Annotated in this window: 20 protein-coding genes; 8 read left to right on the top strand and 12 right to left on the bottom strand. The window is 57.9% G+C overall.

Features of this window, described 5'->3' with window-relative positions; translation table 11 throughout:
• Positions 1–88: 88 nt before the first annotated feature.
• Genes EUU25_RS02235 through EUU25_RS02200 form a run of 8 tightly spaced genes read left to right on the top strand, consistent with a single transcriptional unit; the run spans position 89 to position 9,904 of the window.
• On the top strand, positions 89–1,300 hold the full coding sequence (locus tag EUU25_RS02235; RefSeq protein WP_158897907.1) for an aromatic ring-hydroxylating oxygenase subunit alpha: 1,212 nt from the start codon (positions 89–91) through the stop codon (positions 1,298–1,300).
• Positions 1,293–2,546 carry a cystathionine gamma-synthase family protein gene (locus EUU25_RS02230; protein ID WP_187351287.1) on the top strand — a complete coding sequence of 418 codons (1,254 nt, stop codon included), beginning with the start codon at positions 1,293–1,295 and terminating at the stop codon, positions 2,544–2,546. Before EUU25_RS02235 ends, EUU25_RS02230 begins: the two co-directional genes overlap by 8 nt.
• Positions 2,546–4,009, top strand: a complete 1,464-nt coding sequence (locus EUU25_RS02225) for an FAD-dependent oxidoreductase (RefSeq protein ID WP_158897903.1) — start codon at positions 2,546–2,548, stop codon at positions 4,007–4,009. The genes EUU25_RS02230 and EUU25_RS02225 overlap by 1 nt, the downstream gene beginning before the upstream one ends.
• Positions 4,006–5,142 carry an NAD(P)/FAD-dependent oxidoreductase gene (locus EUU25_RS02220; protein ID WP_158897901.1) on the top strand — a complete coding sequence of 379 codons (1,137 nt, stop codon included), beginning with the start codon at positions 4,006–4,008 and terminating at the stop codon, positions 5,140–5,142. Before EUU25_RS02225 ends, EUU25_RS02220 begins: the two co-directional genes overlap by 4 nt.
• The gene (locus EUU25_RS02215; protein ID WP_158897899.1) at positions 5,139–6,395 is read left to right on the top strand and encodes a sarcosine oxidase subunit beta family protein; all 1,257 of its coding nucleotides are present in this window, start codon (positions 5,139–5,141) and stop codon (positions 6,393–6,395) included. Before EUU25_RS02220 ends, EUU25_RS02215 begins: the two co-directional genes overlap by 4 nt.
• Positions 6,395–6,658, top strand: a complete 264-nt coding sequence (locus EUU25_RS02210) for a sarcosine oxidase subunit delta (RefSeq protein ID WP_158897897.1) — start codon at positions 6,395–6,397, stop codon at positions 6,656–6,658. The genes EUU25_RS02215 and EUU25_RS02210 overlap by 1 nt, the downstream gene beginning before the upstream one ends.
• The gene (locus EUU25_RS02205; RefSeq protein ID WP_158897895.1) at positions 6,655–9,423 is read left to right on the top strand and encodes an FAD-dependent oxidoreductase; all 2,769 of its coding nucleotides are present in this window, start codon (positions 6,655–6,657) and stop codon (positions 9,421–9,423) included. The genes EUU25_RS02210 and EUU25_RS02205 overlap by 4 nt, the downstream gene beginning before the upstream one ends.
• Positions 9,416–9,904: an aminomethyltransferase family protein gene (locus EUU25_RS02200; protein WP_158897893.1), complete on the top strand. Its 489-nt coding sequence runs from the start codon at positions 9,416–9,418 to the stop codon at positions 9,902–9,904. Before EUU25_RS02205 ends, EUU25_RS02200 begins: the two co-directional genes overlap by 8 nt.
• Before the next feature lie 4 nt (positions 9,905–9,908).
• On the opposite strand, the gene EUU25_RS02195 is transcribed toward EUU25_RS02200, so the two are convergent.
• From EUU25_RS02195 to EUU25_RS02140, 12 genes are all read right to left on the bottom strand, one after another.
• Positions 9,909–11,213, bottom strand: coding sequence for an alpha/beta hydrolase family protein (locus EUU25_RS02195; RefSeq protein WP_158897891.1), 1,305 nt, complete (start codon positions 11,211–11,213; stop codon positions 9,909–9,911).
• On the bottom strand, positions 11,210–12,199 hold the full coding sequence (locus EUU25_RS02190; protein WP_246162854.1) for a LysR family transcriptional regulator: 990 nt from the start codon (positions 12,197–12,199) through the stop codon (positions 11,210–11,212). Before EUU25_RS02190 ends, EUU25_RS02195 begins: the two co-directional genes overlap by 4 nt.
• A 115-nt stretch (positions 12,200–12,314) precedes the next feature.
• Positions 12,315–13,592: an MFS transporter gene (locus EUU25_RS02185; RefSeq protein ID WP_158897889.1), complete on the bottom strand. Its 1,278-nt coding sequence runs from the start codon at positions 13,590–13,592 to the stop codon at positions 12,315–12,317.
• A gap of 10 nt (positions 13,593–13,602) precedes the next feature.
• The gene (locus EUU25_RS02180) at positions 13,603–14,967 is read right to left on the bottom strand and encodes an FAD-dependent oxidoreductase (RefSeq protein ID WP_158897887.1); all 1,365 of its coding nucleotides are present in this window, start codon (positions 14,965–14,967) and stop codon (positions 13,603–13,605) included.
• Positions 14,964–16,622, bottom strand: a complete 1,659-nt coding sequence (gene betA / locus EUU25_RS02175) for a choline dehydrogenase (protein ID WP_158897885.1) — start codon at positions 16,620–16,622, stop codon at positions 14,964–14,966. Before betA ends, EUU25_RS02180 begins: the two co-directional genes overlap by 4 nt.
• Positions 16,615–18,213, bottom strand: a complete 1,599-nt coding sequence (locus tag EUU25_RS02170; RefSeq protein ID WP_222848820.1) for a BCCT family transporter — start codon at positions 18,211–18,213, stop codon at positions 16,615–16,617. The genes betA and EUU25_RS02170 overlap by 8 nt, the downstream gene beginning before the upstream one ends.
• A gap of 29 nt (positions 18,214–18,242) precedes the next feature.
• Positions 18,243–18,749, bottom strand: a complete 507-nt coding sequence (locus tag EUU25_RS02165; RefSeq protein WP_158897881.1) for a sarcosine oxidase subunit gamma — start codon at positions 18,747–18,749, stop codon at positions 18,243–18,245.
• Complete coding sequence (locus EUU25_RS02160; protein ID WP_158897879.1) at positions 18,742–21,603, bottom strand: 2Fe-2S iron-sulfur cluster-binding protein; 2,862 nt, start codon at positions 21,601–21,603, stop codon at positions 18,742–18,744. The genes EUU25_RS02165 and EUU25_RS02160 overlap by 8 nt, the downstream gene beginning before the upstream one ends.
• A complete protein-coding gene (locus tag EUU25_RS02155) occupies positions 21,600–21,872 on the bottom strand; it encodes a sarcosine oxidase subunit delta (RefSeq protein ID WP_158897877.1) in 273 nt (90 codons plus the stop codon). The genes EUU25_RS02160 and EUU25_RS02155 overlap by 4 nt, the downstream gene beginning before the upstream one ends.
• Complete coding sequence (locus EUU25_RS02150) at positions 21,872–23,125, bottom strand: sarcosine oxidase subunit beta family protein (RefSeq protein ID WP_158897875.1); 1,254 nt, start codon at positions 23,123–23,125, stop codon at positions 21,872–21,874. The genes EUU25_RS02155 and EUU25_RS02150 overlap by 1 nt, the downstream gene beginning before the upstream one ends.
• A complete protein-coding gene (locus EUU25_RS02145) occupies positions 23,122–23,457 on the bottom strand; it encodes a cupin domain-containing protein (RefSeq protein WP_158897873.1) in 336 nt (111 codons plus the stop codon). Before EUU25_RS02145 ends, EUU25_RS02150 begins: the two co-directional genes overlap by 4 nt.
• The gene (locus tag EUU25_RS02140) at positions 23,454–24,704 is read right to left on the bottom strand and encodes an aromatic ring-hydroxylating oxygenase subunit alpha (protein ID WP_158897871.1); all 1,251 of its coding nucleotides are present in this window, start codon (positions 24,702–24,704) and stop codon (positions 23,454–23,456) included. Before EUU25_RS02140 ends, EUU25_RS02145 begins: the two co-directional genes overlap by 4 nt.
• Between the last annotated feature and the right edge of the window lie 2 nt (positions 24,705–24,706).

Below are 24,706 nucleotides of genomic sequence, written 5' to 3'. Positions count from 1 at the left end.
TGACATAGGGCTATGCGAAAATGCGATTTTATTACACCGCTCAACTGGACCATTCCAGCATTGGAGAGAATTGAGCAAGGGTCAAATCATGGATTTGAAGCGGATAGAGTCGCTGTTCGTTCAGCGTCGCGAAGGGCATACTTTGCCGCAGGGTTTGTATACGGAACAGAATAGTTTCGATTTCGACATGACGGCGATCTATGGCCAGAGCTGGTTGATGGCCGGTCTGGAATGCGAGCTACCGAAAGCGGGTAGCTATGTTTCGATGATGGTCGGGCGGTGGCCGGTGCTGATTACGCGTGACCGGCAAGGTGAAATCCGTGCATTCCACAATAGTTGCCGCCATCGCGGATCGATGATTTGCGCGCCGGGCAGTGGCACTGCACCCAAGCTGGTTTGCCCCTACCATCGCTGGACCTATGATCTCGACGGTTCGCTTTTCGCAGCCGGACGCATGCCGGACGATTTTGACAAGACCGAACATGGCCTGAAGCCTGTGGCGATCGAGTGCATTTCCGGCACAATATTCATTTGTTTGGCCGACACTCCGCCGCCGATTGACGACTTCCGTGAAAAGCTGGAGCTATATGCCGCTCCACATCATCTGAAGGATGCCAAGCTCGCTTTCCAGAGTGTATTGGTCGAAAACGCCAACTGGAAGCTCGTGATGGAAAATGGCCGCGAATGCTATCATTGCAGCACCGGGCACCCCGAACTTTCCAAGACCTTCCCGGTCGGCATGTCGAAGCATTTCGACAGCGGCCATGATGAACGTGTGATCGCTTTCGAAAAAGCAATGGATGCCCATGGACTACCCCAAACGCCGGTTGAGGGACATTGGTGGCAAGTGGCACGCTTCGCGCTGAACGAAGGTTGCGTATCGATTTCAAGCGATGGCCAACACCTGTCCAAAAAGCTGATGTGCGAAGCCAATGGTGGGGACATCGGTTCTATGCGTTGGGCAGTCGATCCCCATTGCTTTGTTCACTGCACCGCGGATCATGTTTTCATGTTCAGCGCGATGCCCGTCGGCCCTGAAGAAACACATGTGACCGGCAAATGGTATGTCCACAAGGACGCCGTGGAAGGTGTCGATTATGACGTCGAAAAACTGGCTGCGCTTTGGACTGTCACCAATGCAGAAGACAAACAGCTGGCGGAAAACAATCAGATTGGCGTCTTGAGTCCAGGCTACACCCCGGGCCCCTATTCGCAGGAAGCCGAAATGCTCGCGCAGCGTTTTACTGACTGGTATTGCGATAAGGGGCGCGCTTATATTGCGGCCCATGCCAATGGATAAACCCAAGGGGATGCGCCCCGAAACGCTTGCTGTCGCTTATGGTTATGACGCCCAGATGGGCATGGGATCGGTAAAACCACCGATCTTCATGACCTCGACCTTTGTGTATCCTTCGGCACAGCATGCCAAGGATGTGCACGAAGCTTATTTCGATGGCACAGGGCCGCTCGTTGGGCAAACCAACCATATCTATTCGCGCCTAGGACATCCCGGCCTGGACTTTCTGGAAAAGCGCCTCGCCGCGATTGATGGTGCTGAAGAAGCGGTTGCCTATTGCAGTGGCATGGCGGCCCATTCCAGCATCGCGCTCGCCCATGTGCGCGCGGGCGATAGCGTGTTGCATGGTCGCCCCATCTATGGCGGTGTCGATATGCTGTACAACAGCATCATGCCCCAATTCGGATCGCACGCCGCCTCATATCTCGACGGGACGGACCAAGCCGATGTGCGCGCTGCGGCGCAGGCAGCAATGGCTAAAGGCACATTGAAACTGATCATTGCGGAAACGCCCGCCAATCCTACCGCAGCAATGGTCGATCTGGATCTGATGGTCCGGATGGCGGACGAAGTAGGTGCGCTTCAGGGGCACCGCCCGCTGGTCGTCGTCGACAACACCCTGCTTGGTCCCTTTGCACAACGCCCGATCGAACATGGCGTCGACTTGTGCATGACGTCGCTCACCAAATATTGCGGCGGGCACAGCGATTTGCTGGCCGGTGGTGTCAGCGGACGGAAAGATTTGATCGAACAATTGCGGATGCAGCGCACGACATGGGGCAATCATCTGGATCCCTATACATCCTGGCTCGTTCTCCGCTCATTAGAGTCCGTCGCCGTCCGCACCGAACGCGCCATGACCAACGCGCAATCGGTCGCTGAATATTTGCGCGACCACCCGAAGGTCGCGGGCGTCACCTATCTTGGCTTTCTGGAACAGGGCACACGGCCACGCGCCGTATATGACCGCCAGTGCAAGGCCGCCGGGTCGACTTTCTCTTTCCATCTTCATGGCGGCGAAGCGGAAGCATTTCGCATGCTGGACAATCTGCAGCTCCTGAAAGTGGCGGTCAGTCTGGGCGGTTCAGAAACGCTAATCTGCCATTCGGCGAGCACGACGCATTATGCTGTTGCGCCCGAACAAAGACTGGCTGGCGGAATCACCGATGGGACGATGCGTCTGTCTGTGGGCCTTGAACATGTAGATGATCTGATCGCCGATTTGGCGCAGGCACTGGAGGCGGTGTGATGGAATTGAATTTTACCGGAACAGATATTTGCGCGGTCAATGGCACGCGCAGCGCGCCTGAAGCGCATTATGGGCTCGTCGTGGTTGGCGCTGGCCCCAGTGGCGTAGCCGCCGCCATTGAAGCGGCAAAGGCAGGCACCAAGGTTTTACTCGTTGACGAAAACCCCGTCTCTGGCGCGCTGATGGGCAACGACGTGCCGCTTTACTTCGGCGGCCGGATGACGGCGGCGACACAGAATAGCGAGCGGATGCTTGAAGCTATCTTCATGAGCATGCCCGAGCTGGAAACAGCGATGGAAGCCGGGGTTGAACTTTTATTGGGGACGACCGCCTGGGGTGTTTACCGGAATGGCCCCGGCGTCGCCAGCCTGCCCGAGCAGGTTGTTGGCCTTGCGGATGCAGAACGGTCATGGCTGATCGGCTTTGATCACATCACGCTCGCCACCGGTGCACGGGACCTTGCCATGGCCTTTCCTGGCTGGAACCAGCCCGGCGTTATGGGTGCCGCGGCGTTGCAAATGTTGCTGACGCGCTATGACGCCTTTGCCGGGCACCGCATTTTGGTTCTTGGATCGCACGATCTCGCCATCGAAACCGCGATTATGGCGCACGCACGAGGGGTTGAAGTCGCTGGTCTTGTGGAAGTACGCGACGCGCCGCAAGCTTCGGCGGAGTTGCAAGCAAAGCTCGCGGAGACGGGCATCGCGATCCATTGCAACACCGCCATCACATCAGCCAAAGGCGGCATGGATGGCGTCGAAGCTGCAACACTTTCCAATGGCCAAGAAGTTCCGTGCGACACCATTTGCGTAGCAATTGGTCTGATACCATCGATTGAGTTGGTCGACGCCATGCACGGCGGACGCTCGCTGAACGCAACACGTGGCGGTTATGTGCCGCTTGGTGAAGCAACAGTTTCCGCCGTGGGCGATTGTGCGGGCTTGGCTGACACAGGGTTCGACCATGTCGCGTACCGTATGGAGTGGATGCAGGCCCTGACCACCATCAGTGCTGACGACACCATCATTTGCCAGTGCGAAGAAGTGACACGCGCGGATCTGATTGGGGTGCAACCGCCTAACTATCTGTCGCGCCCCGACCCAATGTGCGCCCGGTCGCTGGACACATTGCTGCAAGATGGCCCTGCCAATCCCGACCAGATCAAACGCCTCACCCGTGCTGGCATGGGTGTGTGCCAAGGTCGTCGGTGCCGTGATCAGGTGGCGATGCTCCTCGCGCTCGAATCCGGAAAACCTTTCGGTTCCATTCCCTTGGCATCGCATCGCGCCCCGGTCCGTCCGCTACCTATGAAAATCATGGCTGACTGGAATGAGCCGGAGGCCATGTCGGCGGCTTGGGACGTCTGGTTCGGTATCCCGACCCAATGGGTCCCGGTCGAGGATCTCGGCACGCAATATGAAGAGGACCATCGCCAGATGCTCTACACGGGGATGTACGAATGAGCGGGTCGGAAGTAGTCATCGTCGGTGGCGGCGTCACCGGACTCAGCGCAGGCTGGTGGCTGGCGCGGTCAGGCGTCAAGGTAACCGTGCTCGACAAGTTCATCGTCGGCTGGGAAGCGTCGGGCCGCAATGGTGGCGGGGCATCCCATTACCAAAGCCCCTTGTTTGATGAAGAACAGCGCATGTGGCCGCAAATGGATGAATTGCTCGGCTATCCGACCGAGCATCAGAAAGAACGCATCATCATCGCGATGACCGAACGGCAGTGGGAGCAATATCGTTTCGTCGCTGAGCGCCACCACCGCTTGGGGCATCCGGTCGAGGTGCTGGATGTCAAGCAAGTGCAAGAGGCGGTGCCTTTGGCCGGCGATAATTGCTTTGGCGGTGTGCACTATAAATTCGGCGGCCATGCGAACCCGCAACGAAGTGTGCAAGCCTATGCATGGGCCTTGCAGGATCTGGGCGGAAAGATTGTCCAGCATAGCCCCGTTACCGGCTTTGAAACCGCAGGCGGGAAAGTCACTGCGGTCAAAACGGCGACGGCGACCTATGGCTGCGATGCTGTCGTGGTTGCGGCCGGGCCGCAGATACCACAATTGATGGCGCAGTTCGGCATAGATATTCCGCTCGCCCCTGCCCGCGCAGAAATGATAATAACCGAGCCAGCGCCCATGATGCCCATTGGCGGCGTTGACGGACATAAACTCTATGGACGCCAGACCATGCGCGGCAATCTAGCTTATGGTGGCGGGCCGCATGAGTGGATCGAAGTTGATGCCACGGGTCCGAAAGACCGGCCATCGACTCCGTTGATGCGCAACCTCGCCAGCCGCTTGGCCGAGCTTTTGCCCAAGGCGGCCCATCTGAACATCATTCGTAGCTGGGCCGGGGTTATCGAAAACTCCCCCGATGGACGTCCAATTATCGACCGCCTGACGAGCCCCGACAATGTCGTCGTTGCATCCATGTCGGGCGTAGGCTTTGGCCTGTCGCCCGCATCGGGTCACGCCATCCGCGATCTGGTCCTTGATGGTGCCTGTTCCTTTGCGAATATCGACATATTGAAGCTGTCGCGCTTTGATAATCTGGAATCCGATTGGCGTGAAAAGCGCGGGTGGATGCCGATTTCATGAATCGCTACTCGGCTTTTGGATTGCTACGGGGGGCCCTGAACGGCCAGAAGCATTGGCAGCCTGCGTGGCGCGATACGGAACCGAAGTCGCATTATGACATCATCATCATCGGCGGTGGCGGGCATGGTCTGGCGACCGCCTATTATCTCGCCAAAGTTCATGGCCTGCGCAACATTGCCGTGCTGGAAAAGGGCTGGATCGGGGGCGGCAACACGGGCCGTAACACGACCATAGTGCGGTCGAATTACCGTTTGAAACCCTTGCACGACCTGTTCGAGTTCGGCCTTAAATTATGGCATAATCTGAGCGATGAGCTGAATTATAACGTGATGTTCAGTCCGCGCGGCGCGATGTTTTTGGGGCATAGCGATGCCGATATGGTCAAGCTTGCCGAGCGTGGTGATGCCATGCGTTGTGATGGAATTGATGCCGACCTGATGACCCGCGACGAGGTCGCAAAGCTCGAGCCCTTACTCGACATGTCGCGCAGTGCCCGCTTTCCCATCGAAGGCGGCTTGATCCAGCGGCGCGGTGGAACTGCGCGGCATGATGCCGTCGCATGGGGCTATGCTAGGGGCGCGGATTCCTTCGGTGTAGACATCATCCAGAAGTGCGAGGTTACCGGATTTGTCCGCGAAGGCGATGCGGTCGTTGGCGTTGAAACCACGCAGGGCCGGATCGGTGCGGGCCGGGTTGGTATCTGTGTGGCAGGACATAGCGGCCATGTTGCAGGTCTCGCAGGCCTGAAACTGCCGGTGGAATCGCAAACCTTACAGGCCATGGTGACCGAGGGCGTCAAGCCTATGATCAACAGCGTCATCATGTCGCAATCGCTGCATTGCTATATCAGCCAGTCAGACAAGGGCGGCATTGTCTTTGGCGGCGATCCCGACAATTGGCCAAGTTACGCACAACGTGGCCACCCGATGGTCATGGAAGGCGCCATTGCGCAAGGACTAGCCCTCGTCCCTGCCCTGTCGCGGTTGCGGATGGTGCGCACATGGTCGGGGGTTACCGATATGAGCTTCGACGGATCGCCCATCATCGGCGAAACACCGGTGCGCAACCTCTACCTCAACGGCGGATGGTGCTATGGCGGTTTCAAGGCGACACCGGCGTCCGGATGGACCTATGCGCACACGCTCGCCACGGGATCGGCCCATCCCCTAAATGCACCCTTCTCGCTAGAGCGATTTATGACCGGCGCGACCATTGATGAAACAGGGACCGGCCCGATGCCGAACAGCCGCTAATGATGCAGATTATTTGCCCCCATTGCGGCCCGCGCGCGCAGACCGAATTTGTCTATGAGCGCACAGTCGATTCCGTTGCACCGGTAAGTGCCTGCAATGAGGAGGCCATGCAGACGCTCTTCACCCGAGGCAATCCGCGCGGTGTTGACGACGAGATTTGGCGTCATACCTTCGGCTGTCGTGCGTGGATGGTGGTGACCCGCCACCGCGTCACAAACGAGATTTCAAACATACGCGCAGTCGGACCGGAGGCTTTGCCATGAACGGCCCTTCGCGCCCAAATTCCGGGCAGGACATCAGCTTCACCTTCGATGGAACGCGCTATACCGCGCGCACCGGCGATACACTTGCGGCGGCGTTGCTGGCCAATGGCATCGGCCTGGTCGGACGCAGTTTCAAATATCACCGCCCCCGCGGGATCATGACCGCCGGTGTCGAAGAACCCAACGCCCTAGTGACAGTGGGCGAAGGCGGGCGGGCCGAACCGAACACACGCGCCACTGACGTCTTTGTCTATGACGGTTTGGTCGCCCAGAGCCAAAACCGCTGGCCCAATCTGTCGCTCGACTTCGGCGCGATATTCGGGCTCGCTGCACCGGTTTTCTCGGCGGGCTTCTATTATAAAACCTTCTTTGGCTCGGCGAAACGCTGGATGTTCTATGAACATTTCATCCGCAAAGCCGCTGGGCTGGGAAATGCACCACGCGAAGCAGACCCGGACCGTTTTAGCCAGCGTGCTGCCTTTTGCGATGTCTTGGTCGTGGGCGCCGGCCCTGCCGGAATCGCCGCCGCACTGGAAGCTGCAGAAGCCGGAAAGCGCGTCATCTTGGTCGAGCAGGATGATATCCTCGGCGCCTCGCTCATCCGCGATCCGCAAGAGTTGGATAGTGCATGGGCCAAAGAAAGTGCAGACCGCATTCGTGCTGCAGGCGGCCATATTCTTACCCGCACAACGGCGTCCGGATACTGGGAACATGATCTGGTCACGCTGACTCAAAGGCTTGCCGAGCCTGGACAAGTGCCCGCCAATGGCGTTGCACAGCGGTTATGGCATGTCCGTGCAAACCACGTAATTTTGGCGACGGGGTCTATCGAACGCCCCATGGCCTTTCCCCATAATGACCGTCCCGGCGTCATGCTGTCACAAGCCGTGCGGACTTATGTTCGACGCTTTGGTGTATGCCCCGGCCAGCGTGTCGTGATAGCCACGAATAATGATGATGCTTATTTAACCGCGCATGCCTTGAAAGATGCAGGCGCGCAGATCGTCGCCATTCTCGATGCACGTCCTGCTCCGGCCGGTCAGGCGAATGGTTTTACGACCTTTAACAACGCCCATCCCTTGGCAACAAAAGGTTCGCGCCACTGCCTTAAAAGTGTGTCGGGAATTGTGGATGGCATAACCAAAAGCTGGGATGCCGATCTGCTGGCTGTCTCCGGCGGATTTACGCCTGTTGTCCATTTGCATTGCCAGGCCGGTGGCACGCTGGAATGGAACGATACAGCGCAAGCCTTTGTCCCTGCGCAATCACGGCAGAATGTGAAAACCATCGGCGGTGCGGCGGCCCCCGCCCCGGTCTTTTCCTCTGCGCCTGTCGTTCCGGCGAAAAAGAGTTTTGTCGATTTCCAGAATGACGTGACCTTGGCCGATGTCGATCTGGCCTGGGCCGAAGGTTACCGGTCGGTCGAGCATCTCAAACGCTATACGACTCTGGGCATGGCAACCGATCAGGGTAAAACCAGTAATATGGGTGCGCTCGCTAGGCTCGCCGAAAAGCAGGGCGTTGCCATTCCCGAGGCGGGCCTGACGACTTTCCGTCCACCCTATACGCCCGTCACCATGGGCCTGTTCGCAGGCACAGCGGCGAAGGATGCGGGGGCACATAAGCGCCGGTTGGCCTTTTATGATGTGCATGCGGCCAAGAACCCGATCTGGCAGCCGCTGGGCTATTGGTTCCGGCCGCGGGCCTATCCAATGACCGGCGAAAGCCTTGCCGAGGCAGCCATGCGGGAGGCACGGTCGGTGCGGACCGCGGTGGGCATGACTGATGTGTCCACATTGGCAAAATTTGAGGTCAGCGGACCCGACGCGGTGAAACTGCTCGAAACCGTCTGTGCCACCACCGTTGGCAAACTGGCGATTGGGCGTGGGCGCTACACTTTCATGTTGCGCGAAGATGGCTTCGTCTTCGACGACGGCACCATCTGGCGGATTGATGAAAATCGCTATCTGCTGACCAGCTCCACCGGCGGAGCGGACCGAATGGCGACGCATCTATCTTATGTACGCAATTATCTTCATCCGGAATTGCGCGTTTCTGTCGTGAATGTGCAGGAACATTATGCGGGAATCGCTATAGCGGGTCCGAAGGCCCAATCGGTCCTTGCAACACTCATTGGCGAAGAACCACCCCGCCATATGTCGACGATCGCAGCCAGAATTGCGGGCGTTGCAGTCCTCGTGCTCGCGGCGAGCTATAGCGGAGAACGTGCATTCGAAATCTATGTCGATGCGCGCAACGCAGAACCGGTTTGGGCGGCCTGCGAAACCGCTGTCGTCGGAACAGGCGGATGCCTTTACGGCCTTGAAGCCATGGAGTTTTTGCGCATCGAAAAGGGCCATCTGGTGGTGGGCGGCGAAATTGACGGCCGCATGACGCCGCACGATCTTGCGCTCGACAAAATGCTCAACAAAGCGGGTGGCTTCATAGGCGCAGCAGGCCTGACCCGTCCGGCACTGTCCGAAGCGGGTCGCCGGCAGCTTGTGGGACTCGAAGCGGTTGAGGGTTCTATTCCCGAGGGGGCCATGCTCGTCACCCCTGACGGCAAATCGCCAGAAGGTCATGTCAGCGCATCGGCCTTCCGCATCATGGATGGCGGGTCACTCGCTTTGGGGCAATTGACAGACGGCTTTCTGCGTCATGGGGAGGAACTGATCGCCACATCGCCAACCCGCGGACAACGGGCGCGCGTGCGCGTTGTTGCGCCCCATTTCTATGACGTCGCGGGGGAACGCTATCGTGACTGATGTATCCGTTTCCACCCTACCCCATGCGCCCCTTTGGGCATTAGAGATTTGGAGCAATCCGAACGCTGTGGCGACACGTTTCGCGGCGGCGGCTGGTTTTGCTTTGCCAAAAATGGGGGCCTCCAGCGGTGGCGATGCGCTGCGCCTGATACGATATGAACCAACGGTTTGGCTAGTCGAAGGCGATACTACCGCATTGCCGTCCATTCTCGAAAATGATGGTGCTTTGACAGCGATTGGTGGCGGTGTGACGCGGGTGTTGCTGTCGGGCGAAGGCTGGCGTCGTTTGTTGATGGAAGGCGGCGTGTTCGATGCAGAAAACCCGGCCTTTGCGGTCGGTTCTAGCGCCACAACCATCATCGACCATGTCAACATCCGGCTGCATGTGCTCAGCGAAAACACTTGCCTTGCTTATGTCCCGCTCAGCTATACCCAAGGCATCATCCATTTCTGGCAAGAGGCGGCGAAAGCTTTAGATTAGGCGGCTATTTAGCAGGCTGGGCATGGCGCAACTCCATGCCCCGGGCATGGCGTCGCTGGAAACCTTTCCACAAGCTGGCCTCTGGTGCGCCGGGACTATATGACCCCCAAGGGGTTCCCGCCGGCGCATTCCATTCGCCCTTATCGGAATCGGGATCGGAAACATCCAGATAGCTTTTCTTCGCTGTATCCCCGCGCAGATGAACGGCCAAAAATGCGGTGATGAAATGCAGGTTGATGGCGTTGATGCGATCCTGCCGCCAGATGGGATCTTCGAACCAATCCATATCCCACAGCGAACCGCGCATTTCATCGGGCACGGGATTGAGCGCAATGGAGTGCCCGGCCTGCTTATAGGTGAGAAGATAGCGTTCCGCATTTACCGTCGCGCCAAACACCGCGAGCGCACCGCTTTTATAATCCACAACCGGATCCTGATCACCTTGGATCAGCAAGAGCGGGGCGGTGATTTCCTTGAGCCCTTCGGGTCCCCATGCGCTTTTGGGAAAGCCGCCGCCCGGTGCGAGCGCAACGACCGCTTTGACGCCCGCTACTTTCAGGCTTCCCGCTTCTTTGGTCCCCCGCGCAAATTTCGTGAGCCATCCGCCCGCCACCAGCGACATATTCGGACCGTCTGGATCCAGACTGGCGCCGCCTGCCGTCAGGACGCCATAGCCGCCCTGCGAATAGCCGATCAGAGCCACTTTGTCGGGATCAATCTGATTACCCAACTCGGTGCGAAGCCTCTCGGTCACGAACACGATGTCGCGCGGCCGGTTGAAATTGGGTGCCGCCCGCGTGGTGGCAGATGACACATAGGGATTGGGATCCTGATGATGGATCGCCGCCACCACATAGCCTTTCGAGGCCAGATTTTCGGACAGCCAAGTCATTACTGCCGGGTTGTTGCTATAGCCGTGGCTAATAACAATCAGGGGGTGCCGACGCCCTTCGGGCGCAGCATCGGCAATTGCTATTCCTTTTTGGGAAAAGCTTACTGGCTGGCGTGGCGGTTCACCCCATAAAGTATCGCGGTACACCATAGATGTCGCACCCGCTTTGGGCGCTTGGGCGGGATACCAGATCGATACCTGCAACCGGCGATCCCGCAGAGCGACGGGTGCGTCGAAACCGGCAGCGTTTTCGATATCAGGTTGATTTTTATGGGTGAATGTCAGCATTCGATAGCCGACAGGCGACGGCCCGATAAAAGCCAGTTCGGGTGCATCCACACCAGGCTTACTGGGGACGTCAGCTTGAGCCGGTATTGCGCATAGCAGCAATGCCGACCACAAAAGGGATCGCATCATGCGATCAACTCATGATCTTCGACATTCATATTGGGCCAGCTTAACTGCTGCGCCATCCATGGATATTGCTCAAATACCGGAGGGAATGTCTTTTCCTGTAAGACCTGCTGGCATAAGCTGGCGGTCAGACGCGGGATATCGCCGAGCTCGTTCGTCCGTGCGACGACCTGCACCGAACGGGAAAAACGCCCTCGCCGCATGGGCTCGGCGCGCAATTGCGGAAATAGTTCCTGCACCGATGCGAAGCAGACCGGTGTCGTGATCGTCCAACCAAGGCCCGCTGCCACCAGCGCCATTTGCTGGTGCGAGGATTCGACTTCCACGATTTGCGGAAGCTTCAGCTTCATCCGGACGATCTGCCGTTCAATCTGCTGCCCTGTACCCGTCAAACGGGAAAAGCGGATGAACGGAAGGTAGGACGGCACGCCGACTAGATCGAGCGGTTCGTTAAAGTCCTTCGGGAAGACCAGAATGAAGCTTTCCTCAAAAATAGGGTGGAGCTCGACTGTGTCCCGATGTTCAAGATTAAAGCTGCCCGTTACCAGCATATCGATATCGCGCGCCAGAAACTCGCCCTGATGCTCCAAGGAAATTCCCGAACGGATATTCCAACGATCGGCCCGCGAGCCGAGCTGGCTTAAAATCGGCGCGGTTAGCTGGTTGGCAAGACTGAACGACATGGCGACCGTCACGCTCGAAATGGGCAGATTTGCGCCCTCGCGCACTTCATCATAGGCCAGACGGGCATGGGCGATCAGCTTCTGCCCGCGTGCGAAAAGCGACTTTCCGCTGGCCGTTAAACCCAGGGGCCGCATGGTGCGATCAAAGAGCGGGGCGCCGATACCGGTTTCGAGCTTTGCGATTGTCTGCGACACAGCCGACTGCGTTACCTGAAGATGGTTGGCGCATTGGGACATACCGCCAAGCTCGACAGTCATCACGAACACCTCTAACGCATGTAAATCAAATTCCTGCGGCAATTTCACGCGGCTGCCCTCCCAAGCGCGCTCGCCAGAAGTCTGGCTAGCATTACCTCGGCTAATGGCTAATGGACAGCGTTGGTAATAGTGTCATGCATTTTCGATATACGCCCAATATTTTTCAGTGGCGTTGCATGGATACATCACTTTGCAAGATTTCGCGGGCTTCTATTCCCTTTCCGGGTTGCCGCCGCTCACGAACCAGCAGCAGCACGGTCGAGATAAATGCAACCAAGCTTAGCAGCGCAAACATCAATAGCATGGCATCGTAGCCTTCGGGATTTTCTGGCCCGGCATTAAACAGATCGTTGAGATGCCCTGCCCCGTAATTGGCCGCCGCCAGTCCAAGCGACTGGATCATATTGATCAGCCCGAATGCGGTGCCCACCCGGTGTTTTTCCACCAGCATCGCCGTCGAAGGCCAGATGACCGCAGGGATTACGGAAAAACTCAGCCCCATTAAAATGGTCGTCACCCACAAGCCATAGTCGGTTGCCGCCAGCAGGATGAAAGTCAGCGGCATCAACGCGGCGGCGAATGTCAGAAGGCTCGCCCTTAGTCCGATCCGGTCCGCCAAAAGGCCGAAGAGCGGGGTTGCGAAAATCGCGGCCGCGAAGACATAGGAATTGGCGGTCCCGGCGTCGGCCAGGTTCATGCCCTTCACGTCCATGAAATATTGGATGGAGAAGGTCGAACGAAAGGGAAAAAACACGCTCGCGAACAGGACATTGAGCCACAATATGTACCAAAAAGACCGGCTGAAACCGGTCAGGTCCTTTAGCCGGAAACGCTCTGACTTTTGGCCAACCGCACGAAGGTGCGGCAGTTTTTTGTCGATCATGAAATATAGGACCGCCGTGATCACTCCGGTCGCCGTCAGCCCAGCCGCCAGCCATAAGGGTGCCTGCCAGCCTTGCGCGTAGACATCGGCAAACCAGCTTGTCGATTTGTCGGCGCTATACGACCCCACACGCGCCATAGAGAAGAACAACGCAATCGCGAGCGCTCCGCCGCCCAGATGGAACCATTGCGCGATCCCGACCAGCAGCGCGATGTACAGCGTTTCATTGCCCAATCCGAATAGCAACCGGCCCACGAGCATCAATCCATAAGGTTCGCCGACCGCCGTCAATGTCGCACCAATCGTGCAGATGACAGCCGCGATCAAGATTGCTTTGGCCGCGCCGATACGGTCGATCAAAATGCCACCAATCAACGCCAGCGCGATATTCGGTAAATTGAACACGGCGTTGAGCAGGCCGATTTGGCTCTGGGTAAAGCCGCGTTCATCACGCAATAGCCCCGCAACCGGCGCGATGGAATCATAAGTGTAGTAACTGCCCATGATAGTGAGCGCGGCAAGCGCCAACATGACCCATTTGACATGTTCTTCGCGCATGATTCCGCCCCTATTCAATCCGCGCCCCTTGCCGGCGCAATTCCTGTTGCAGCATCGCAATATCGAGTTCGGCAAAGCCGCGCCCTGTTTTGACGCCAAGTGCGGCCGCTACGCCGGCCCCCTGGCCCGCAACGGCACAGCACATCATGTTGCGGACGGCGGCATGGCTGATTTTGTCCCCGCCAATCGTCCGCCCCGTCACGATCAGGTTCCGGACCTGTTTGGGAAGCATGGCGCGGTAGGGCACATGAAAATAGCGACCCGTGGTGGGTAATATCAGATAGCCGTAGCCGTCGATGAATTCCGGGAAGATACCTATGCTATCGCTGAAGCGCGCCTCTCCCTGCACATCATCCGCCGTCATATTATAGGCGGCATCGATCTTGCGCGTATCGCGTATACCCAAGGTCATCCCGAAATTGCGGAGCTTTGCATCCTCGCACCCCGGCATGAACGCCTTCAGCGCTTTTACCGCGTGCATCGCCTGTTTCCGTCCTTCCATTTCCCCATGGGTCAGGGCGTCCGGATCGGTCCCGTCGAGATAGAGATGGCACATGTTCAAATAGGTCAGGTCCCCTTGGTCCGATACCGTCCCCCAAGTGCCTGCCATAGTTTTTACGCTGTCCGGAATTAGCCCAGCCTCCAGCGCTTTTTGAAAAGGCTTGCGCAAGAATGGGGAGAACAGCGCGTCTTCTTTTCCCGATGTCGTCACCTCCCACTCGCCGCCTACGGCCCAGTCGCTATAGGTTTGCGGGTCCGATTTGACCGCATCGATGAAGCGAGTCTTGTTTACACCGCACATTGAAAACATAACGGACACCGACATCATCTCGTCCACCGGATGCTTGTGTGTCGGGGCACCCGCCCGGTAGGCGATGTCGGCATCGCCCGTCGCATCGACGACCCGTTTGGCGAGTATCGCCTCACGCCCTGCTTTACTCTCAACGATCACACCCTTGATCGTATCCCCTTCCATGATGGGGGCGACGAAGAGGCGGTGCAGCATCGGGATTACCCCGGCCTCTTCGACCAGCGTGTCAGCCACATATTTGAAGCTTTCGGCGTCCAAACTGTGGCTGATCGATTGCGGTTCGGGCATCGCCGCACCCATGTGCTTGGCACGCTCTTCAAATTCGCGGCCAATGCCTTCGCTGTCGATCGTTTGCGGATGCCGGTACCAGGCGAAGCCTTCGACACCGACCTGCGTTATGTTGCCGCCAAAACATCCATAGCGTTCAAGCAAGATCGTTTCGACACCCGCCCGCGCCGACGCCAAAGCCGCGGCAAGTCCGCCGGGGCCTGAGCCGACAACCAGCACGTCGGTCTCGCGAATAACGTCAATCTGGCGCGCAGGCTCATGAATGACCGGTCTCATCTCTGGGCCGTTTCCCAATTGTCAGCGACATAATAGGGTGCGTTTGACGGCGCCAGCAACGGCTTGCCCAAAATATGATCGGCACCTTTTTCACCAATCATGATGGTCGGGGCATTCAGATTCCCTGTGGTGATCGACGGCATGACCGAGCTATCGACAACACGCAGTCCATCGACACCGATGACCCGCAATTCGTTATCCACGACAGCCATCGGATCAGCGGTGTCCCCGATCTTGCACGTCCCGCACGGATGATAGCCACTTTCGATTTTATCGCGGATAAAGGCATCAATCTCATCATCCGAAACAACATCTGCGCCGGGTGCGATTTCTGCGCCGCGAAAGGGGTCGAACGCAGACTGGGCAAAAATCTCGCGCGTCAAACGGACACCTGCGCGCATTTCGGCCCAGTCATCGGGGTGGCTCATATAGTTGAAGCGGATAACCGGCTTGCCCTTCGTATCTCCCGACCGCAACGTGATGCTTCCCCGGCTTTTGGAGCGCATGGGGCTGACATGCGCCTGAAATCCATGCCCCTCGACCATAGATTTGCCATCATAGCGAACCGCAAGCGGGAAGAAATGATATTGGATATCCGGATATTTGATACCCGCCCGGCTCCGGATAAATCCGCAGCTTTCAAAATGGTTGGTCGCGCCCAACCCTTTGCGTGTCAAAAGCCATTGGGCCCCGATCAGCCCTTTGGCAAACCAGTTCATATAGGGGTAAAGCGATACCGGCCTTTTACAGGCGACCTGAAAATAAAATTCCAGATGATCCTGCAAATTTGCCCCAACGCCAGGGCGATCGGCAACGATTTCAATGCCATGACGGCGAAGTTCCGCAGCTGGCCCTATTCCCGACAGCATGAGCAATTGGGGTGAGTTTATCGGACCGCCCGACAATATGACTTCGCGACTGGCGTAGGCAACATGCGCCTGCCCTGCCCGCTGATAGCGGATGCCGACGGCCTTGCGCCCTTCCATCACTATCTGTTCTGCCATGGCGTGGGTGACGACGGTCAGATTGGGGCGCTTCATCGCTGGTCGCAAATAGGCCTTGGCGGCACTACACCGCGCGCCGTCGCGCACGGTCATGTCCATCCGGCCAAAGCCTTCCTGCTGCTCTCCATTTATGTCGGATGTGATGGGATAGCCTGCCTGCGCCGCGGCATCGATCCACGCCTGATACAGCGGATTGCGCATCGGTCCGTAGCGCGTGTCGAGCGGACCGTCCCCGCCCCTGTAGCTATCACCACCTTCATCGCGTCGCTCGGCCCGCTTGAAATAGGGAAGAACATTGGCATAGCCCCAACCCTGCGCGCCCTGATCCTTCCAAAGTTCGAAATCGAGTGGGTTGCCACGAACATAGACAAGGCCATTAATCGACGACGACCCGCCAAGCCCTTTACCACGCGGCGTGTGCATCCGGCGTCCGTTCAAATGGGGTTCCGGCTCGCTTTCATATTGCCAATTATATTTGCGCGTGTTCATCGGGATCGAAAGCGCGCTCGGCATCTGGATAAAGACTGACCGGTCCGACCCGCCATATTCCAGCACCAGCACCCGGTTTTGGCCATCGGCGGTCAATCGGTCGGCCAGCACACATCCCGCCGATCCTGCGCCGACAATGATGAAGTCATAATGCTCAGCCATCGAGAGTTTCTATTGCCCCCGATTGCGCCGGCAGACGGTGCAAGGCGAGCAGGCCCTTCAATGTCCCGGCACACATCAAAAGCAAGACCCCTGCCAGAGGCAGGCCTGTTGCAATAGCGCCCGCTTGTAACGATGTGAGGCCCCCGCTGAGCAGCAGAACGATGCCGATACCGCCTACGACAAACAGCCAGATTGTCTTCTGTCGCAGCGGCGTGTCGGTACGCCCGCCCGACGTCATTGTGTCAATCACCAGAGTGCCCGAATCCCATCCGGTGACGAAAAAGATCAGGATCAGCGCAATCGCGACGACCGAGGTAAATTGCGCCCAGGGCAGCGATGCGAGCAGGACGAACAGCTGCGTATCCAGTGATGCCTTCGTCAATTCCGCGCCGTTCCCTGCCACAATATGCGCAATGCTGGCGTCGCCAAAAATGGTCAGCCAGATGATGCCCAGCAATGTCGGCGCAATCATGGCCCCTGCAATGAATTCACGGACAGTGCGGCCGAGCGAAATGCGGGCCATGAACATGCCGACAAAGGGCGCCCAACTGATCCACCATGCCCAATAATAGACCGACCAGTCGTTATAAAAACCCGTATCGGTGCGCCCAACCGGGTTGGAGAGCGCAGGCAGAAGGCTAAGATAGGTGACAATATTGCGTCCGAGATCGCCGAGCAATTGCAGCGTGGACCCGGTCGACAGGACGAAGACCAGCAATGCAAAAGCGACCCACATATTGACCTCGCTCAAGATGCGAATGCCCCGGTCAATGCCGCCCCGAACGGACAAGAAGGTCACGGCAGCCATGACGGCAATCAACATCAAAATCGTCGTCGAGGAACTCGCCACACCAAAGAGATAGCTGATCCCAGCCATCGCCTGTTGCGCGCCTAAACCCAAGGAAGTGGCGAGTCCGAATATCGTGGCCAGCACTGCCAATATCTCGATCACATCCCCGGCCCTGCCCCATACAGCTTTGCCAAATAGGGGGTAGAATGCCGACCGCATCGAGAGTGGCATTTTATAGTCGAAAGTGAACACCGCCAGCGCCAGACCCGTGACCGTGAAGATCGCCCATGGATGGAGCCCCCAGTCGAATATCGTGGCCGCCATCGCCAGCCCTCGCGATGCCGCTGCGTCACCCGTCGCGCCGCCCAAAGGTGCGCCTGATCCGCCCGCCATCGATGTCGTAAAGTGGGTCACCGGCTCACCCACGCCGTAGAAGACGAGGCCAATGCCCATCCCGGCCCCAAATAGCATCGCGAACCAGGACAGCCGGGAATAGTCAGGCTTTGATCCCTTGCCCCCCAGCCTTATATTCCCGAGCGGAGAAAGCGCCACGATCACGCAGAACAGCAGAAGCACATTTCCCGCAGACATGAAGAACCAATCGAAATTGGCCACCGCCCCGCTCCGCAATGCCGAGAAAAAATCCGCCGATGCCTGTGGCGCGACAAGACTGAATATTATCACGACGAGCGAGATAAAAGCGGTGGGCAGGAACACTGCGGGGTTGATGTGCATACCTAGCCAATTACGGTTCGACTTGCCGTAATCCCCCAGATCAATCGCTTTATCCCAATCCGCCAATATGTCCCCCCTTTGATACCGACTTGATGCTAATGATGCGCCGCTGTCGTTAGTGCGGTCCACATCCATGGCGCGAAGCTGCGCCAGATTTCGACATGGAACCGGTCCTCGGCCAACCGAAGCAGCACGATTTCGACGGTTTCGAATATCGTTCGTGTCGCCCGTCCGACCGCAAATTTATCCAGATCAAGCGGGCATCCTGCGTTCAATATTTCCGCACTGCGTGGTCCCTCCACCACAAGACAGATCGCCCGTTCGCTGATATCGACTATCGACACCGGCAACCCCGCGCCGCTGACTATCTTGGAACCCATTGGCGCGCGCAGCAACCATTCATCGGGTCCAAGGCACGCAATCCCCTCTTCCGTCGCGCCTATCTTCTTGGGCATCTTGACCCCGAGCAGGGTTTCAAGAGCCTGCGGCTGACGCGCGCGCAGTGAATAACGCATCATGGGTGCGGCCAGAGAAATGGATATGCCTTCCCCGACAAAGGGTGCAGATGGCACGGGTTCAACGCGCGTGAGAGTGTCAGACATGCAGACGCGCTCCTTCCGGATCGTAAAAGACCATCGAACCTATAGTCGCCTTATGCGAGCCGTCAGGCATTGGAACATATATTGTCTCACCCGTCATGGCATGACCATTTGCAACCAGCGCCATCGCGATCGAACGCCCGAGCGTTTCGCTCCAATAGGAGGAGGTGACATGACCGATCATAGTCATGGGGACGGACTGGTTTGGATCCGCCACAATCTGCGCGCCCTCTTCCAATACCATCTTGGGGTCTTCGGTCAGTAACCCGACCAACTGCCTACGGCCAGCGGCTACAATATCCGGCCGTGCAAGTGAGCGCCGCCCGACAAAGTCTGGCTTCTTCTTACCGACAGCCCAGTCGAGACCGGCATCATAAGGCGTAACCGTGCCGTCTGTATCCTGTCCGACAATGATGAAGCCTTTTTCGGCGCGCAAGACGTGCATCGTTTCGGTGCCATAAGGCGTAATTCCATAGTCCGCACCTTCGGCCATCAACCGTTCCCAAAGGGTACGGCCAAAGGCGGTGGGGACATTGATCTCGAAACCCAGTTCGCCGGTGAAGCTGACGCGGAACAGGCGCGTGGGAATGCCGCAGATCAGGCCCTCACGGATCGCCATGTGCGGGAATGCCTCTGCCGACAGGTCGATGCCCTCCACCAGCGGCTCCAGCAGCTTGCGAGCGTTGGGCCCCTGCAGCGCGATGACCGCATATTGCTCGGTCGTGCTCGTCAGCCAGACGTTGAGGTCAGGCCATTCGGTCTGGAGATAATCCTCCATCATGTTCAATACCCGCGCAGCGCCGCCCGTTGTCGTGGTCAGGTGGAACCGGTCAGGTGCCAGCCGCGCGGAAACGCCATCATCGGTGATGAAGCCATCTTCCTTGAGCAATAAGCCATAGCGGCAACGCCCCGGCTCAAGCGCCTTCCACGGATTGGTGTACATGCGGTTCAAAAACTCGGCCGCATCCGGACCAACCACCTCTATTTTGCCCAAGGTCGATGCGTCGAATATGCCGACGCTCGTGCGCACCGCGCGGCATTCGCGATTGACGGCCGCGTGCATGTCTTCGCCGAATTTCGGGAAGTAACGCGCACGGCGCCATTGCGCGACCAGTTCGAAAATCGCACCATTTTCTTCGGCCCAACCGTCGATATTGGTGGTACGCGTCGCCTGAAACAACGCGCCTTTCGCATGGCCCGCCAACGCCCCAAAGGTCTGCGGCGTGTAAGGCGGACGAAACGTCGTAAGGCCGATGTCGGGCACAGCCTTTGCCAAAGCGGTCGAGGCGATTTGCAGGCCGTTCAGGTTCGACGTCTTCCCTTGGTCGGTGGCCATGCCGTTGGTCGTATAGCGCTTGATGTGCTCGATCGACCGGAAGCCTTCGCGCACCGCGAGGTTGATGTCCTTTGCGGTCACATCATTCTGGAAATCGACAAAGGCCTTGATCCGCGCCTGATCCTTTGGTGTCGGCAATACATCAAACACAGCGCCTTTACCGAAATCCCAATCGCCCGAACAGGCCCCGATGCTGCGGCAATTTTCGTTGGGCTGATCCGGCACATAAGCGCCCAGATTGTCGCGCCATTTGAGGCTACCCTTGCTGTGCGACCAGAGATGGACACTTGGTGTCCAGCCGCCTGCCATTAATAGCGTGTCGCAAGAGATGCTGCGGCGGCCGTCGCCGCTATTGGCGCAAATCTCGATGGAAGTGACCTGATGCCTACCTTTGACACCGATCACGCTGTGGTTGAGATAGACGGCGACGCCCAGCGCGGCTGCCTCTGCCAACAAGCTTTCGTCGACCGCATCGCGCGCATCGATAATCGCCGCAATGCCTACACCGGCCTTTTTCAAAGCGAAAACATCGTGCCAGCCGCTATTGTGCACGGCCATTAGGGCAAGCGATTTGCCGACCGCAACGCCATAACGGTTGGCGAATATCTTGGCCGCCGATGACAGCATGACACCGGGGGTATCATTGCCATCGAACACCAGCGGCCGTTCAATCGCCCCTTGCGCCAGCAGCACTTCGCCCGCCCGGATGCGCCACAATTTTTCGCGCGGGGTTTCCGAATTTTCAGGCAGATGGTCCGTCAGCCTCTGGACAGCCCCGACGAAATTGTCGTGATAATAGCCAAAGGCCGTCGTCCGCGTCAGGACCGTCACATTGGCCGCCGCGTTCAACGCTTTCATGCTACGGTCCAGCCAGGGCCATAAAGCCGGATCGGCCAAGGCCCCGCCGCCAGCCTCATCCTGTTCGTCGATCAGGATAACACGCTTCGCCGTGCCAGATGCCTCCAGCGCGGCGTCCAGACCTGCGGGCCCTGCACCTACAATCAGCAGATCGCAATGCGCATAGATCGCGGCATAGGTATCGGGATCAACCTCGGTCGGAGCATCACCCAATCCCGCCATTTTACGGATGGCAGGCTCATAAAGCCGGTCCCAGAATGAACGCGGCCACATGAAGGTCTTGTTGTAGAAACCGGCGGGAAAGAACATGCCCAGCCGGTCATTGATCGCACCAAAATCGGTCTTCAGCGATGGCCAGCGGTTCTGGCTGCTCGCGTTCAGCCCGTCATGAATTTCCACATTTGTCGCGCGTAGATTGGGTGTGAAACGCCCCGGCCCGCGATGGACCGAAACCAGCGCATTTGGCTCCTCGCCGCCCGCCGCCAATAGTCCGCGTGGCCGATGATATTTGAACGAGCGGCCAAAGAGCGAGACGCCGTTTGCCAGCAAGGCCGACGCCAATGTATCGCCGGCAAAGCCCTGATAGCGCTTTCCGTCAAATTCGAACGCGACCGGCTTGCTGCGATCGATACGGCCACCGGCAGGTAAACGATAGCCGCTCATTTGCGGGGCTCCCCTGCCTTGTAGGTTGTTTCGAACTTGTCCGTCACGGTGTCGCGCACCGCATTGAAGAAGCGCCCGCAGCCATGGCTATGCCGCCACCGTTCATGATGCCGCCCGCGCGGGTTGGCGCGGATGAACAGGAAATGCTCCCATTCTTCATCGCTATAGCTGTCGGGGTCTGCGGGACGAGCAATATGCGCTTGGCCCGCATAGGCAAATTCGATTTCGGGACGTTGTTCGTCGCAATAGGGGCAATGGATCAGGATCATCAGTGTGCCACCGCCGCTGCCGCTGCTTCGTCAATCAACCGCCCGTTGCGGAACCGGTCGAGATTGAATGGCGCGTTGATCCGGTGCGGTTCGTCCTTTGCTATGGTATAGGCCAGCAAGTCCCCCGCCCCCGGCGTCGCCTTGAACCCGCCGGTGCCCCATCCGCAATTCACATAGAGACCCTTCACCGGTGTCTTGCCCAATATCGGTGACCGGTCGGGCGTCACATCGACTATCCCGCCCCATGTTCGCAACATCCGCACCCGCCGGTAAATGGGGAAAATCTCGCAGATCGCGGCCAAAGTATGCTCGACAATATGCAGCGCACCGCGTTGCGAATAGCTGACATATTGGTCGGTCCCCGCACCGATCACCAGCTCGCCCTTGTCCGACTGGCTCATATAAGCATGGACTGTGTTCGACATGACCACGCACGGAAATGTCGGCTTGATTGGTTCGGACACCAATGCCTGCAGGGGATAGCTTTCGAGCGGGAAATCGAGGCCAGCCATTTGCATGACGACCGACGTATTGCCAGCCGCAGACACGCCGACCCGTTTTGACGCGATATAGCCGCGTGTTGTTTCCACGCCCTCAATTGCGCCGTCGGCACCCCGGCGGATACCGGTTACAGCGCAATTCTGGATGATATCCACCCCAAGCGCAGCCGCTGCACGTGCATATCCCCACGCCACCGTATCATGCCGCGCCGTTCCGCCACGACGTTGCAAAGCGGCGCCCAGCACCGGATAGCGGGCATCGGCGGCGATATTGAGAGGGGGGCAATAGGCTTTGGCTTCTTCAGGGGTCAGCCATTCATTATCGACCCCATTCAGCCGGTTCGCATGGATATGCCGTTTGAAGCTCTGGATATCATGGACGTTGTGCGCCAGCATCATCACGCCGCGCTTGGAATACATGGTGTTGTAATTCAGTTCCTGGCTAAGCCCGTCCCACAGCTTGACCGCATGGTCGTAGAGATGCGCGCTTTCATCATATAGATAGTTGGACCGGATGATCGTCGTATTACGGCCTGTATTACCGCCACCAATCCATCCCTTTTCCAGCACCGCCACATTGGTGATGCCATATTTCTTGGCGAGATAATAAGCCGCGCCAAGGCCATGCCCGCCTCCTCCGACTATGATCGCATCATAGGTTGTTTTAGGCGCTGCATCGGGCCATTGTTCGGGCCAATCCTTGTGCGCGCCCAAGGCTTTGGCAAATAGGCTGAAGGCACTGAAGCGGGTCATGCGGGCCCTCCCGACAACGGCGCGTAGACGATAAACATCGTGCAGCCATCTTTACTTCCGGCGCGGTGCATAGCGCCGGGCATGCGCAGCAGAAAATCCCCGGGGCCATAGCTTTCATCGTCATCGAAAAAGTCGCCCTCCATCACATAAATCTGTTCGATTTCATCATGCGCATGCATGATGCCCAATGGGCCGGGGGCCACTTTTAATAGCATAGTATGGTAACCTCGGGGATCATCGACAAGCAACCTAATCATTTCGCCCGGCCGTTCACCCGGTTGCCAGTCACCGGCAGCCAGCTTGGCGGAGCCTCCTGCAGGTAGCCTTTTCATGCCTGTACTCGCTGTAGCGACTTTAACGACGCATCCACATAGAAATCCTTGAAATCCTCAACCAGCTTTTCCTCAACGGCATAGGGTCCCTGTTGATAGCCATCGGAGCTTATCCCCTGATGGTTCAGCATAGAAAAATGCCCGTCCTGTGTATTGGTTGTGCGCCAAAGGGCAGCGATATGATCGGGATCATAGTCCACCCCTTCGACCGCATCTTCGTGGACGAGCCAGCTGGTGCGCAGCAATGTCTTGTCGGCCGCAACTGGCGTGAGCGAGAAGGTAACGACATGATCACAGCATAAGTGATGCCAGCTGTTCGGCTGGGTCCATACCGACAGGCTTGAGCTTTCAGGCTCGGTAAAAGGTCCGATCAGCTTCTTGCAGGCCAGCTTTCCGTCGATCGATTGAGTCACTGCGCCATTGGCGAGCGGCAGCCGCGCCATCCGGTGCCACCATCCATCGGGAAATTCGATGAGCTCGCGGAAAATACCCAGATCCTTCCACTGCGCCCGCTTGGCCTCTACCATCGCGTCAAAGGCGGCGTCATCCACCACATCCGCCTCGCCATCTTCGGGCAGGCCTTTGCCAAAGCCATAGGTGCCCAGCACGCTAATCAGTTCCGGATGCCCCGCGTCGCAATGATAGCATTCGCGGTTATTCTCCATCACCAGTTTCCAGTTGGCGTCCTCGATATAATTGTCCTGCACAACGACCTTCAGCCGTTCGATGTCATATATCGCGATCTGATCTTCAATATCGGCCTTAACCCGTTCAATCGACGGTGGATTATCATCCATACAAATGAAGATCAGTCCGCCGACATTTTCCAGCGCGACTGGATTCAACCCGTGATCCTGCTTATCGAAATCCTCTGCCATACTGCGCGCGGCGAGCAGTTTTCCATCAAGGCCATAGGTCCATTGATGGTAGGGACACATGAGCCTTGGGACCCGCCCGCGCTGCTCCACACAGATTTTCGCACCACGGTGGCGGCAACTGTTCCAGAAAGCGCGGATTTCATTGTCGCGGCCCCGGACAATGATGATCGCATTATGCCCGACCTCGAAGACAAAAAAGTCGCCGGCATTTTTGACGTGCGCCGCGGTGCATGCGTAAAGCCAGACCGATTTCAGCATGACCTGCGTGTCGAACTGGAAAGCGTCTTCGCCGACATATAACTCACGCGGGAGGGTATGCCCCTTCCGGTCTTGCTGCAAAAGTGCCTGTATGGATTCAAAGCGCGCCATTG

Source organism: Sphingorhabdus lacus (assembly GCF_009768975.1).
GTDB lineage: Bacteria > Pseudomonadota > Alphaproteobacteria > Sphingomonadales > Sphingomonadaceae > Sphingorhabdus_B > Sphingorhabdus_B lacus.
This window is presented reverse-complemented; position numbering and strand designations above follow the sequence as displayed.